The organism is Rhizobium acaciae (assembly GCF_025941625.1).
GTDB classification, from domain to species: Bacteria; Pseudomonadota; Alphaproteobacteria; order Rhizobiales; family Rhizobiaceae; genus Rhizobium; species Rhizobium acaciae.
In genome coordinates, this window is sequence record NZ_JAPCZO010000011.1 from 221771 (window position 1) to 234244 (window position 12474).

12 protein-coding genes are annotated in these 12474 nt (G+C 59.0%); 4 read left to right on the forward strand and 8 right to left on the reverse strand.

The window, feature by feature from the left end; all coding sequences use genetic code 11:
* The first annotated feature begins 1 nt into the window (after window position 1).
* Window positions 2-889 carry a dTDP-4-dehydrorhamnose reductase gene (gene rfbD / locus OLZ32_RS19160; RefSeq protein ID WP_264422061.1) on the forward strand — a complete coding sequence of 296 codons (888 nt, stop codon included), beginning with the start codon at window positions 2-4 and terminating at the stop codon, window positions 887-889.
* 10 nt (window positions 890-899) lie between these two features.
* Window positions 900-1769 (forward strand): glucose-1-phosphate thymidylyltransferase RfbA, encoded by an 870-nt coding sequence (gene rfbA, locus OLZ32_RS19165; protein WP_003547195.1) that lies wholly within the window; start codon window positions 900-902, stop codon window positions 1767-1769.
* A gap of 118 nt (window positions 1770-1887) precedes the next feature.
* Here rfbA and OLZ32_RS19170 read toward each other — a convergent pair whose 3' ends face one another.
* From OLZ32_RS19170 to OLZ32_RS19190, 5 genes are all read right to left on the reverse strand, one after another.
* Entirely contained in the window at window positions 1888-2499 is a 612-nt protein-coding gene (locus OLZ32_RS19170; protein WP_003547193.1) for a riboflavin synthase, read from the reverse strand.
* Window positions 2499-3629, reverse strand: coding sequence for a bifunctional diaminohydroxyphosphoribosylaminopyrimidine deaminase/5-amino-6-(5-phosphoribosylamino)uracil reductase RibD (gene ribD, locus OLZ32_RS19175; protein ID WP_264398272.1), 1131 nt, complete (start codon window positions 3627-3629; stop codon window positions 2499-2501). Before ribD ends, OLZ32_RS19170 begins: the two co-directional genes overlap by 1 nt.
* A 3-nt stretch (window positions 3630-3632) precedes the next feature.
* On the reverse strand, window positions 3633-4109 hold the full coding sequence (gene nrdR, locus OLZ32_RS19180) for a transcriptional regulator NrdR (protein WP_003547190.1): 477 nt from the start codon (window positions 4107-4109) through the stop codon (window positions 3633-3635).
* 9 nt (window positions 4110-4118) lie between these two features.
* Window positions 4119-5417 carry a serine hydroxymethyltransferase gene (gene glyA, locus OLZ32_RS19185; RefSeq protein WP_264398271.1) on the reverse strand — a complete coding sequence of 433 codons (1299 nt, stop codon included), beginning with the start codon at window positions 5415-5417 and terminating at the stop codon, window positions 4119-4121.
* Between the two features lie 219 nt (window positions 5418-5636).
* Window positions 5637-6938: a L,D-transpeptidase family protein gene (locus tag OLZ32_RS19190; RefSeq protein ID WP_264422064.1), complete on the reverse strand. Its 1302-nt coding sequence runs from the start codon at window positions 6936-6938 to the stop codon at window positions 5637-5639.
* Window positions 6939-8031: 1093 nt separating this feature from the next.
* On the opposite strand from OLZ32_RS19190, the gene OLZ32_RS19195 reads away from it, so the two are divergent.
* Window positions 8032-8772, forward strand: a complete 741-nt coding sequence (locus tag OLZ32_RS19195) for a DUF5677 domain-containing protein (RefSeq protein WP_264422066.1) — start codon at window positions 8032-8034, stop codon at window positions 8770-8772.
* 288 nt (window positions 8773-9060) lie between these two features.
* Here OLZ32_RS19195 and OLZ32_RS19200 read toward each other — a convergent pair whose 3' ends face one another.
* Window positions 9061-9831, reverse strand: coding sequence for a DUF4145 domain-containing protein (locus tag OLZ32_RS19200; RefSeq protein ID WP_264422068.1), 771 nt, complete (start codon window positions 9829-9831; stop codon window positions 9061-9063).
* A 593-nt stretch (window positions 9832-10424) separates the two neighbouring features.
* Between OLZ32_RS19200 and OLZ32_RS19205 the strand changes: the two genes are divergently transcribed.
* A complete protein-coding gene (locus OLZ32_RS19205) occupies window positions 10425-11129 on the forward strand; it encodes a hypothetical protein (RefSeq protein ID WP_264422070.1) in 705 nt (234 codons plus the stop codon).
* 132 nt (window positions 11130-11261) lie between these two features.
* Here the strand turns inward: OLZ32_RS19205 and ldtR are convergent, their stop codons facing one another.
* Window positions 11262-11777, reverse strand: coding sequence for a transcriptional regulator LdtR (ldtR, locus tag OLZ32_RS19210; protein WP_003547156.1), 516 nt, complete (start codon window positions 11775-11777; stop codon window positions 11262-11264).
* Between the two features lie 128 nt (window positions 11778-11905).
* Window positions 11906-12343, reverse strand: a complete 438-nt coding sequence (locus tag OLZ32_RS19215; protein ID WP_025394019.1) for a DUF6163 family protein — start codon at window positions 12341-12343, stop codon at window positions 11906-11908.
* Between the last annotated feature and the right edge of the window lie 131 nt (window positions 12344-12474).

Genomic DNA, 12474 nt, shown 5'->3' on the forward strand with positions numbered 1-12474 from the left:
GATGCGCATTGCCGTCACCGGCAAACAGGGCCAGGTCGTTCAGTCGCTGCTCAGACGGGGCGCCGAAATGGGCGTCGAAATCTGCGCGGTCGGGCGCCCGGAAATGGACCTCGCGGATCCTGCAAGCATCGCAGCCGCCTTCTCGGCTCTGCGGCCGGATGTGATCGTCTCCGCCGCTGCTTATACGGCGGTCGACAAGGCCGAGAGCGAACCCGAGCTTGCTTTTTCCGTCAACGCGCCAGGCGCCGGGGCGGTTGCCGCGGCTGCCGCGCGGATCGAGGCCCCGGTCATCCATATTTCGACCGACTACGTCTTCAGCGGCGACAAGGCCTCCGCCTATTGCGAAGAGGATGCGACCGCGCCGATCTCGGTCTACGGGCGTTCGAAGCTCGCGGGCGAGAAGGCCGTCGCGGCAGCGAACCCGAACCATGTCATCTTGCGCACCGCCTGGGTCTATTCGCCCTTTGGCACCAATTTCCTGAAAACGATGCTGCGGCTTTCCGAGACGCGCGATCATCTTCGCGTTGTCGCCGATCAGACAGGATGCCCGACCTCGGCACTCGACATCGCCGACGCGATTCTTGCGATCGCATCCCGTATCGTAGCGGACCCGGAGCCATCGCTGCGCGGCATCTTTCACCTGACCGGCAGCGGCGAAGCAAGCTGGGCGGACTTCGCCGAAGAGATATTCACGGAGCTTTCTAAATCCGGCGGCAGAACCGTCGGCGTCGAGCGCATCCCGACGGCGGACTATCCGACACCGGCCAAGCGTCCCGCCAATTCACGTCTCAACGGTGACAAGCTCGCCAGAACATATGGAATCCGGCTCCCGGAGTGGAAGCAGTCCATGACGATTGTCATGCAAGACCTTTTGAATAAGGGTCTTTAAGGAGATGGGCATGAAGGGAATTATTCTCGCCGGCGGCACAGGCACGCGTCTGCATCCGATCACGCAGGCCGTCTCGAAACAGTTGATGCCGGTCTACGACAAGCCGATGATCTACTATCCGCTGACGACGCTCATGCTCGCAGGCATCAGGGAGCTGCTGATCATAACCACGCCTCACGACGTCGAAGCCTTCAAGCGCCTTCTCGGCGACGGCTCCCAATGGGGAATTTCGCTGACCTATGCCGTACAGCCGAGCCCGGACGGCCTCGCCCAGGCCTTCATCATCGGCGCCGACTTCGTGCACGGCGACAGCTCGGCACTCGTTCTCGGCGACAACATCTTCTACGGGCACGGACTGCCGGAAATCATGAAATCCGGCACGAGTCGGCTAGAAGGCGCCACGGTGTTCGCCTATCACGTCACCGATCCGGAACGCTATGGCGTTGTCGGCTTTGACGAAAAGATGAACGCGCTGTCGATCGAGGAGAAACCGAAGGCGCCAAAATCGAACTGGGCGGTGACCGGCCTTTATTTCTACGACCAGCAGGTGGTCGATATCGCCGCCAACCTGAAGCCGTCACCGCGCGGCGAATTGGAAATCACCGATGTCAACCGCACCTATCTCGAGCGCGGCCAGCTTTTCGTGGAGCTGATGGGCCGGGGCTATGCCTGGCTCGACACCGGCACGCCGGACAGCCTGCACGATGCCGCAGGTTTCGTCAGCACGCTGGAGAAACGCCAGGGCTTCAAAATCGCCTGCCCCGAAGAAGTCGCCTGGCGCATGGGTTATATCTCGCAGAACGACCTCGCCAAGCTCGCGGAGAAGCTCGGCAAGAGCGCCTACGGCCAGTATCTGACGAAGCTGTCCCCGGATTGGTGAGCTATCGGGCCGGCGCCGCGTCGCGGACGTGCAGTTGGATGCGTCGACGAGCGCCTGATGTTGTCCGCGCCCAGCATGCCAGTCGTGGTGACCCTGGAAACCGTTAGAGGCTTTTGATTCAAGTGCTCGGGAATTCCGCCAGCCGGGCGGCGTAACGCGCCATGGTGTCGACTTCGAAATTGACGAAATCGCCGGCCTTGCGATCGCCCCAGGTGGTGACCTCGAGCGTGTGACGGATGAGCAGCACGTCGAAATCCGTGCCGTCGACGGCATTGACCGTCAGCGAGGTGCCGTCGAGTGCGATCGAACCCTTGGGAGCGACGAATTTCGCCAGATGTTCGGGCGCGCGCAGGCGGTAGCGCGTGGCGTCGCCCTCTGCTGTCACCGAGAGGATTTCCGCCTTGCCGTCGACATGGCCGGAAACGATGTGGCCGCCGAGTTCATCGCCGATCTTCAACGACCGTTCGAGATTGATGCGGCTGCCTTCCTGCCAGCCGCCGATCGTCGTCAGCCGCAGCGCCTCTTCCCAGGCCTCGACCTCGAACCAGCGACCATTGCTGCCTTCCTGCGGCAGGCCGGTGACGGTGAGGCAGATGCCGGAGTGAGAGATGGATGCGCCCATATCGATGGTCGCCGGGTCGTAACTCGTCGCAACGCGAAGCTTGATGCCCTCCTTCAGCGGCGAAACGGATTCGATCGTACCGATATCGGTGACTATTCCGGTGAACATCAAAGCCCTCTTTCGTATTCGTCCAGGCGATCTTCGCCGAACATCAGCGTGCCCGTATGGGTAAAACCCGATGGTATGTCGGTTGCATCAAGCGGGGATTCAATACCGCGCTCGCCGATGACAACAGGCGCCTGATAAAGCTGGATGCGGTCAACGAGGCCAGCCTCGAGGAAAAGCCGCGCCGTCTTTGCGCCACCCTCGACCAGGAGCGAGGAAATACCGCGCGTCGCGAGTGCCGGCAACAGGACTTCCGGATGGTAGGGATTGCAATGGACGACCTCGACGCCGGCGGCTTCGAGGACTGCGCGGCGGGAGTCCATGTCGGTGGCGTCGACGGGTAGGTTACCCCCCTCTGCCTGCGACAACGATCCTTCCTCACTCGCCACCACGATGACCGGCACTTGCCGCGCCGTCTCGACGAGCTTGCTGGTCAGCGGCAATGCCAGGGAAGGATCGAGGACGATGCGGATCGGCGATTGCGATTCAAGACCTGGCGTCCGCACCGTCAACAGCGGATCATCCGCAATCGCGGTGCCGATGCCGATGAGGATGGCATCGGTTTCAGCGCGCAACGCCTGCACCTGGGCGCGGGCGAGCGGGCCTGTTATCGTCACCTGCCCTGCCCCCTCGCGGCCGATCATGCCATCGGCAGAAATGGCAAGCTTGAGAGTCACATAGGGCCGGTTCTTCGTCTGGCGGGTGAGATAGGCGGCAAGCGACTGCCGGCCCTCCGCCTCCAGCACGCCGGCATCCACCTCTATGCCGGCTTCGCGCAGCATGGCGATGCCGCGGCCGGAAACACGCGGATCGGGATCGGTGACGCTGATCACGACGCGGGCAACGCCATAGGCGATCAGTGCCTCGGCGCAAGGTGGCGTCCTGCCGTGATGCGAGCAGGGTTCGAGCGTCACATAGGCGGCGGCGCCACGGGCGAGCGCGCCTGCTTCAGCGAGCGCCTGCGTCTCGGCATGCGGGCGGCCACTGATCGCCGTCACCGCACGGCCGACGATGACGCCGTCCCTGACGATCAGGCAGCCGACGGAGGGGTTGGTGGCGGTGCGGCCGAGGTGCCAGCGCGACAGGCGGATCGCCGCCGCCATGAAACGTTCGTCATGCGGCGTGATGCTCATGGCTCACCTGTCCAGCGGGTCGCGGGCGATCTTGGCGTTGATTTCGGAAATAACCTTCTCGAAATCCTCGGCAAGCGAGAAATCCCGATAGACCGAGGCGTAGCGCACGAAGCCGACATCATCGAGGCTCTTCATGGCTTCCAGCACCTGCAGGCCGATCTGCTCGGAGGAGATCTCGGTCTCGCCGGAGCTTTCAAGACGCCGGACGATGCCGGAGACAGCGCGCTCGATGCGGTCCCGCTCGACCGGGCGTTTGCGCAGCGCCACTTCGAAGGAGCGCACCAGCTTGTCGCGGTCGAAGGGCACTTTGCGGCCGGTCTTCTTGATGACCATCAGCTCGCGCAGTTGCACACGCTCGAACGTGGTGAAGCGGCCACCGCAATCCGGGCAGATGCGTCGCCGGCGGATGGACGTGTTGTCCTCCGCCGGGCGCGAATCCTTGACCTGGGTATCTTCAGAACCGCAATAGGGGCAACGCATCCCTACTCCTTACCCCATGTAGCCGTACATGGGGAAGCGGTCAGTGAGATTGACCACCTTGCCGCGCACGGCGGCTTCGACGGCGGCGTTGCCCTCATCGGAATTGGCGACCTTCAGGCCGTCGAGAACCTCGACGATCAGATTGCCGATCTCGCGGAATTCCGCTTCCTTGAAGCCGCGGGTCGTGCCGGCCGGAGCGCCGAGACGCACACCCGACGTGACGAAGGGCTTTTCCGGATCGAAGGGAATGCCATTCTTGTTGCAGGTGACGTAGGCGCGGCCGAGGGCCGCCTCGGCGCGCTTGCCGGTGGCATTCTTCTTGCGCAGGTCGACCAGCATTAGGTGGTTGTCGGTGCCGCCGGACACGACGTCGAGGCCGCCGGCGACAAGCGTTTCAGCCAGTGCCTTGGCATTCTTGACCACCTGGGCGGCATAATCCTTGAATTCTGGCTGCAGCGCCTCGCCGAAGGCAACAGCCTTGGCAGCGATGATGTGCATCAGCGGACCACCCTGCAGACCGGGGAAGACAGCCGAATTGAACTTCTTCGCCAGATCCTCGTCATTGGTGAGGATGACGCCGCCGCGCGGGCCGCGCAACGACTTGTGGGTCGTCGTCGTCGCGACATGGCAATGCGGGAATGGCGACGGATGAACACCACCGGCAACGAGGCCGGCAATATGGGCCATGTCGACCATGAGGTAAGCGCCAACCGAGTCGGCGATCTCGCGGAAGCGCTTCCAATCCCAGATGCGGGAATAGGCGGTGCCGCCGGCGATGATGAGCTTCGGCTTGGTTTCCTCGGCCTTGCGGGCGACTTCATCCATGTCGAGCAGGTTGTCGCCTTCGCGCACGCCGTAAGAGACGACGTTGAACCACTTGCCGGACATGTTGACCGGCGAACCATGCGTGAGGTGGCCGCCCGAATTCAGGTCGAGACCCATGAAGGTGTCGCCAGGCTGCAGCAGCGCCAGGAACACGGCCTGGTTCATCTGCGAACCGGAATTCGGCTGGACGTTGGCGAAATTGACGCCGAACAGCGTTTTGGCGCGCTCGATCGCCAGTTCCTCGGCGATATCGACGAACTGACAGCCGCCGTAATAACGCTTGCCAGGATAACCCTCGGCATATTTGTTGGTCATGATGGAGCCCTGGGCTTCCAGCACGGCGCGGGAGACGATGTTCTCTGAAGCGATCAGTTCGATCTCGTGCCGTTGGCGACCGAGTTCCTTTCCGATCGCGCCGAAAATATCCGGATCGACGTCCGCAAGCGAGCGATTGAAGAAGGATTCGGTGGAAGCATTGGTCATGGCGGGCTCCTCAACTGGAATGCGCTGAGGTATTAGCCTTCCGCTGTGGCGAGGGCAATACGAAGAACGACATTTGCTGAGCAAAGCGCGCGCTCACACTCTTTTGCGGCCGCGCCGCGCCGATCTTTGGCGACCATATCGAGGACCGCCTCTCCGACATAAAAAAACCGCGCCGGAAAAAGCGCGGTTTTCAAATTGCGATGCAGAGGTCGCCGCTTATTACTGGACCGGCTGTTCCATGCCAGCCGTAGTGTCGAGCGCCAACTCGGCATTGCCGTCCATCTGATAGATGTCGTCGCGGAATTGGACAATGCCGTCGGGCATACCCCAGGCAGAGATGTAAACGAAATACACAGGAACTTCCGCCGCGAGCTTGATCGGCGTGTTGACGCCGGTTGCGATCACCTGCTCCATCTGCTGGCGGCTCCAGCCGGGGGTCTCGCGCAACAGCCAGTTCGTCAGGTCGCGCACGTTCTGAACGCGGACGCAGCCCGACGATTCGAAGCGCATCAGCTTGTTGAACAGGCCCTGCTGCGGCGTGTCATGCATATACTCGCCGTTCTTGTTGTAGAAGTTGATCTTCGTCGACGCCATGGCGTTGATCTTGCCGGGGTCCTGACGGAACATCAGGTTCGGCGCCTCGCCGTTCCAGTCGACGGTCTCGGGGGCGACTTCATTGCCCTTGCCGTCGAGCAAACGAATGGCATTCTTTTCGAGATAGGTCGGATCCTTGCGCATCAGCGGCATGATGTCTTTCTCGACGATCGAGCGCGGCGCAGTCCAATAAGGATTGAGGATGACCTCGTAGATCTTCGAATTGACGAGATGCGTCGGGCGGCTGAGGCGTCCGACAACCGCGGTGTGGCGCGTGGCGACACTGCCGTCTTCAACAGCCTCCACATAGGCGGCCGGGATGTTGACCATCAGGTGACGGCGGCCCAAGTCTTCAGGGAAGGTCTGCAGACGGACGACATTGGTGTTCAGCTGCTGCAGGCGGACATCGGCGGGGATGTTCATCGCCTTCAGCGTGAATTCGCCGAGAACGCCATCGGCCGGCAGGCCGTGACGCGCCTGGAAGCGCTTGACGGCGCCATCGACATAAGAATCGAAGGCGTTGGACAGGCCGGCCGCGCGCGGCAGGTCGCCGGTGATCGCAAGGCGCTGGCGCAGCGCCTGGACGGCGGGAGAGCTGACGCCGAGCTGCAGACGCTGGTCACCGGGATTGACCTCAGGCCAGCCGCCGGCTGCGGCGATCTGCTGATACTGCATGATTGCCTGCTGGGCGCTCGCAACCGATTGAGGCCCGAGGATCGGCGTGTTGGAAACCATGGCGGTTGCCGTGCGCGACGCCGCCTTGGCGTCGAACTGGTCGTCCCAGTTGCCGCGGCGCGGCGCATTGATCAGCGTATCGAGCGCCGATTGCGCGAATGCCGGCGCGGCAAGCGCGCCGGCGCCAACCGTTGCCGCGGACGCAAGGAAGGCGCGGCGCGAGAGAGCTTCAATTCCGTTTTTCTTCGACATAGTCCCAACCACTGAATGCCGCTATAAAGAGAATCTGCGGCCTTTTGCGATATCACTGCGCTTTAACGCAGATCCCAGTCCATTCGTTGTCCCGGCGGATCAAAAAATTCCGCTTGCCCCATCACAAGATTGCGATGCGGCAGCCTGAACATTCCTGATCGGTCCATTGAAAGCGCCGGTTGTTAAGCCTTCCGCTGCCACACCAATATGGCCAATTCGTGTTGCCGGGCCGGAAGACGGACTTGCCGACTGCCGGAAACAGGACGCAACGAACCATATGACGGGTAAAGCGTGCCGGTTAATAACGGCTAAAAAACGGCTTGAATACCGGGCTTTGCGCTTGCCTGCCCCGCGTTGCAAAGATGCCACGCGGATGAAAACGGCAAATCGGACGTGTAGAGACACGTCCGATTTCCTGCAACCCTGAAGGAGGTCAGAGGTCTTAGAGACGGTACAGGATCTGGTCGCTCCAGAACGTCTCCGGCTCCTACTCCCATTCGACAATGGCTCCGGCGGCTTTTCAACCTGTTTAGGTACTTGCACCTGCCGCCAATCTCGCGTCATCCGGCTTTCCACGTCGTTTTCTGCCGATTGTGGATATGCGTGCCGTTGACAATGCAATTTTCACTACCCGGTCGTTCTTTCGTTCGTTAATGAGCCGCGCGTAATTGCGCTTTAATGCTATTGAGGTTTTCTGCAGGGAAGCAGCTGACATCTTTTTGCCCGCCATACCACGCCGGCGTGGTTGCACCTGCCAGCGGCGCATCGTCATTTCTCTCATGACTTCGAGGTGAGAAGCGCCGACTTTGCAACCATGACGTGAGACGTATGGTTTTGGCGCATTTGCAAATTGTCGCGATGGCCGTTCGATTTCAGTAGTCAGAGCCTGGAGTTTACCGCTCCCGTTCCAGCAGTATATGCGTTAGCGATGCGAATACCGTCGACGGTTCATCGGCGAGGAGCCCTATCTTCCGCCGCCGCCCGTCGGGTACGAGCACAAGCCAGTGGATGATAAACCCGGCCCGAGCGGCCTACTTCCGAAAGGGCCGCGGGTAGGTTAAGCCAGTGGTACACGCCAACCGTGAGCCCACCGATGCTGGAATTTTTAGACGAACTTGTGAAAGCGACCATCAAACTCCTGCCATCGGTGAAGTTTGACAAAAGTCATCCCGTTCACCGTCTGCTGATGGCCCTTTACTCAACCATCATCGAGGATGCGGACAGCGCCGTTACTCTTCTCGGTATGGACCGTTGGGCTGGCGTTGAGCATTTGCTTCGGTCTGCCTTAGAGGCACATGTTGACCTCATCAATCTCGCCAGCGACCCCCAATATCTCGACCTGATGATGATCGCTTACCACAAGCAGTGGATACGGCTTACGGAGGCAGGTGCAAAAGGCGACAACCAGTTCCTCACGTTCTTCAAAGACAACCCAGAGGTTGAGGAGCAGCTTGCTTACCACAAGGAGGAACTCGCCAAACTTGGGACCAAAGGACCGGCGCTGAATATCTTCGAACGGTTCGAGAAGGCTGGAATGTCAGACATCTATCGTTCGATCTATCACAGCCTCTGCAACGATACCCATAACAACGTCCAAGCGTTGACCGACCGGCATTTCAGGGTCAGCAAGGCGGAAGGGTTGATAAACCTCGTCATCTTCGAAGACCCTGAACAGCACTCACTCAAAGCGTCGCTCGACTGCTTTATCGCAACCGTGAACGGATCGAACAAGATCATCCATCATTACTTCAACACCGACGCTCAAAACGCGGTCGAGGAATTCCATAAGCGGCGAGAAGAAAAGGGGTTGATTTGGGCCGACGCCTCACAATAGGGCGAGCACAAGAGCCCGATACCATTCCCTTCCCGCGTTAGCTCGGGTCAAACCATTCTTCACCGAATTTTTCGAGGAACACTTCGGCCTCCGTTTTGGTGGCAAAGCAGTGGACGTTGTAATGCCGGTCTTCGCAAAAAAAACGCTGTGTCCACGGGAGCAACATCAATTTCCTGCAAACTCGAATTGCTCCTCACCCGCCTTGCCACGATAACTCGGCAAGCATAGCGATTTGGAAGGGCCGTCCGCGGTCGATGGCACTGGAGCTGAGTTCACCTTTGCGTCGGATCATCCGACGTATGCTCTATTTTTGTTCTTTCTTATCAACAGGCTTCGCTCGTACTTTTCCGTCAGCTTTTTCGCGGTTTTATAAATTTCGTCCATCTCCCGGTCGATCAATGCCTTTATGACCGCCTGGACCAGAATGAAGCATTGTACGACGTCGTCGAATGTTGTTTTGGCCGTGTGACTTCCGGTGTTTCCGACGTGCCGCAGCGCGTGGAGGATTTGCATATATTGAGGATGATCCTCCCCAAATTTCTCTATCCGGCTGTCCAGATTCTTGGGCTTCTTCGGGATCTCACGCGGAACACCCAACTGGTCAAGAAGGTGTTCGACGAACATCCGCAACTTGTTTGAGCATGCGGCATGGTCATTCCACAAAAGCCGGAATGCATTCGCAAGATCTACCCGGCATTCCTCGCTGAGCTTCTTTGAGAGTCGGAACGGATACGGCGCCGGGATCATGGATTTCGGATAGTAGTACGTGAAAACATCGGTTTCCTGATCGACATCGCCATAGACCGGTTCTTCCTGTTCTGAAGAGATCCCAGACACGGCAACTATCTCGCCGCACCAGACCACCTCGCAAACTAGAAAACACACGAAACGTGTCTCAATGTCGTATAAGGTCCAGTTTCCTTCACTCCTGCCTCTGAGCGAATATGCTGTCTCGCGTTCTGCCAGCGACGATTTATCGAATCTGAGTGCTCCCCCGCACCGCGGGCAGGGCAAAGGCGGGAAGGTCGTATATTTCTGCTTCCAATGCCTCTTTTCCATCAGCCCCCCAGGCGGAGCACCGCGAGCCCTCAGCCACGACTCCACTTTCCAACATATACTTTCTCATACTAACGCATGACCTTGTGCAACCCTGACGTCAGAAATGAATGGAGCCAGCAAAGGCACTTCCCCTCGCCCCGCACCGCCCAGCGATAAGCGTTGCGAATGGCATAGAACGGGAACTTCCCCAATTACTCGCCCCACACCTCCATCTAGCCAGCCGATTTTGCGGCGTCGCCGGTGTAGAGGTTGAAAGGCAGCAAACAGCTTGGGCGATTTCCACTGCTAGTTTCGTCCGGCGCTTTGCCTGAATGGGACCCGCCCAGCTCGTTTTTTTGACGGACCTGGTGCCGGAGCCTAGAAAACCTCCCTCCCCATGGGAGTTGATGGCTGCTGATCTACGCGACCATAACATGACGAGCGGCGACATCATCGACCGCTTGATAAAACTAACCCAACGATGGGGTTTTGAGGTTACAAGACTGATCACTGGAACGGGAAGAGAACAAAATTCGTTTGGGATAAGCGTCACCCGCCATTGTAGTGGTCCTATACTCCATCTATTTTCTGGTTGTGGAGCTGAGGAGCCTGAATTGTCTTTTGTCCTTGAAGAGTTCGAAAATCTACATCCCGACGATGAGATCGCCTTCGCAGAGTTGGTTCAGGGGTATCAGTCCGAATTTGACCGCAACAGGGCCGAGATGGACGAGCGAGCCGATAGCACCTATGTCCACTACACGTTCATGAACAAGGTTCTTGCGGCGGCAGGCGAGTTGAACATTGAGCCATTCGCGAAGTGGGAGGTTCCGCCTCGCGGCCGCATCTTTGATGAATTCGATGAGTTTGTTTTCGCGCTCCAGCGATATCTCACCGGGCTAAAAATCCGGAAGTCGAGAGCCGCCAAGGTTTACTCGGTCGAGCTTCCACCCAGCATCAAGACCCAGATTCATTTCTTCATCGGCCGCATTCGTGAGGTGGTGGAAAAGGCGGGCCTTGAGGAGCGGAAGAAAAATTCGCTCTATAAGAAACTTAACGCGTTCGCGGCCGACGTCGACAAGGCTCGCACGGAGTTCGGCAACGCTATGCTCATGGGCATAGACGTTGCCCATCTCGCTAAGGAATTCGGGGAGGCCATCAAGCCCGCAACAGACTTCGTGCGCAGCATCAACGAGCTGCTCGGGGGTGAGAAGGCGAAAGAGCCTGAGCAATCCCAACTGCCTCCTCCGGAGGACCGGAAGCGTATCGAGGCGCCCCGGAAGCAAATTGAAGGGGCCGAAGGGCGACAACTTCTCGCGTGATTTGGACGACGATATTCCCTTTTGACGCTGGCGCGCAAAGAGGCGCAACGGTACGCCTTTTCAGGCACCGTTACGCCTCGTCGCGCCAGTTAGGAGGCTCTAATAAGCCAGCAGGGAAGATAGCTTAGCAGATCACAGGCGATACAAAATCTGGTCGTTCCAGAAACGATCCAGACGCTGGAGCAGCTTGTTCATCTGCGTGAACTCGTCGGTGCCGATGCCGCCGACCTTGTCGATCGAGGCGATGTGGCGTTCGTAGAGCTTGGCGACCGTTTCGGCGATGTCCTGGCCGGTTTCGGTCAGGCTGATGCGGACCGAGCGGCGGTCGATGCGCGAGCGCTGGTGGTTGATGAAACCGAGATCGACCAGCTTCTTGACGTTGTAGGAAACGTTGGAGCCGAGATAGTAGCCACGCGAGCGCAGCTCGCCGGCGGTCAGCTCGGAATTGCCGATGTTGAAAAGGAGCAGCGCCTGGATGGCGTTGACGTCGCTGCGACCCTGACGGTCGAATTCGTCCTTGATGACGTCGAGAAGACGACGGTGCAGACGTTCAACGAGATGAAGGGATTCCATGTAAAGATCACGGATGTCGTGGTCCTGCTGGTCACGGAAGGTCGATACCGCCTGCGGCTTGATTTTCGTGTTCATATTGACTGCCTCACTGTTTGTTTGGCGGTGTGTTTTCTTCCCGCCTTGAGTGAGACCCTATCGAATACATATAAAATTCGACTTAAACCGCAGGCTTAACGGAGCCTTACCGGTAACTCCACGTTGTCTCAGGGTAAATCAACACTTACCTGGCGGCGATGCCGGCGCTTTTCCAGCCAGAGCAGCAGGCGGAAAATCAAATAGACCACGGCGACGATGACATGCAGCAGGATGATGAGCTGGTTGGGGCCGAAAATATCCGGCAGCAGGCCATACATGAGGATTTGTCCGCCGGCGGCCAGCACCCAGATGACCGGTCCCCAGGAGACGGTGAGCCAGAGGCCGAGGGAGGCGACGGGGAAGAGCACGGCGAGGCTGGTGCTCGCCACCTTCCACGGAAGGCTCAAAAGATCGAAGCGACCGGCGCCGACCAACGAATAGCCGACGAGCATCGCCCAATATTGCAGGCCGAACCAGAAGCAGGATAAGGCAACCAGTCTCAGGAAGAGAATGAAGAGGATATCCGCCAGTGTGCGTTTCGGTATCGTCGGGGATTCGGTTTCCATAGCGCAGACATCGGTTTGGGGTTGCATCTTCATAAAGAACGCCGCGTGTCTGACAAGACGCGCTGGAGAACGCTTTATCACTTTGAGTTTGCGCATACCCCCGAAAAATCGATTCCGATTATCGGCATCAT

What these genes read in the sequence shown, in the direction of transcription:
- nrdR (WP_003547190.1), bottom strand. Translation starts at nt 4,109, where the DNA reads ATGCGTTGCCCCTATTGCGGTTCTGAAGATACCCAGGTCAAGGATTCG.
- rfbA (WP_003547195.1), top strand. Translation starts at nt 900, where the DNA reads ATGAAGGGAATTATTCTCGCCGGCGGCACAGGCACGCGTCTGCATCCG.
- rfbD (WP_264422061.1), top strand. Translation starts at nt 2, where the DNA reads ATGCGCATTGCCGTCACCGGCAAACAGGGCCAGGTCGTTCAGTCGCTG.
- glyA (WP_264398271.1), bottom strand. Translation starts at nt 5,417, where the DNA reads ATGACCAATGCTTCCACCGAATCCTTCTTCAATCGCTCGCTTGCGGAC.
- OLZ32_RS19195 (WP_264422066.1), top strand. Translation starts at nt 8,032, where the DNA reads ATGCTGGAATTTTTAGACGAACTTGTGAAAGCGACCATCAAACTCCTG.
- OLZ32_RS19200 (WP_264422068.1), bottom strand. Translation starts at nt 9,831, where the DNA reads ATGGAAAAGAGGCATTGGAAGCAGAAATATACGACCTTCCCGCCTTTG.
- OLZ32_RS19190 (WP_264422064.1), bottom strand. Translation starts at nt 6,938, where the DNA reads ATGTCGAAGAAAAACGGAATTGAAGCTCTCTCGCGCCGCGCCTTCCTT.
- OLZ32_RS19170 (WP_003547193.1), bottom strand. Translation starts at nt 2,499, where the DNA reads ATGTTCACCGGAATAGTCACCGATATCGGTACGATCGAATCCGTTTCG.
- ldtR (WP_003547156.1), bottom strand. Translation starts at nt 11,777, where the DNA reads ATGAACACGAAAATCAAGCCGCAGGCGGTATCGACCTTCCGTGACCAG.
- OLZ32_RS19215 (WP_025394019.1), bottom strand. Translation starts at nt 12,343, where the DNA reads ATGGAAACCGAATCCCCGACGATACCGAAACGCACACTGGCGGATATC.
- ribD (WP_264398272.1), bottom strand. Translation starts at nt 3,629, where the DNA reads ATGAGCATCACGCCGCATGACGAACGTTTCATGGCGGCGGCGATCCGC.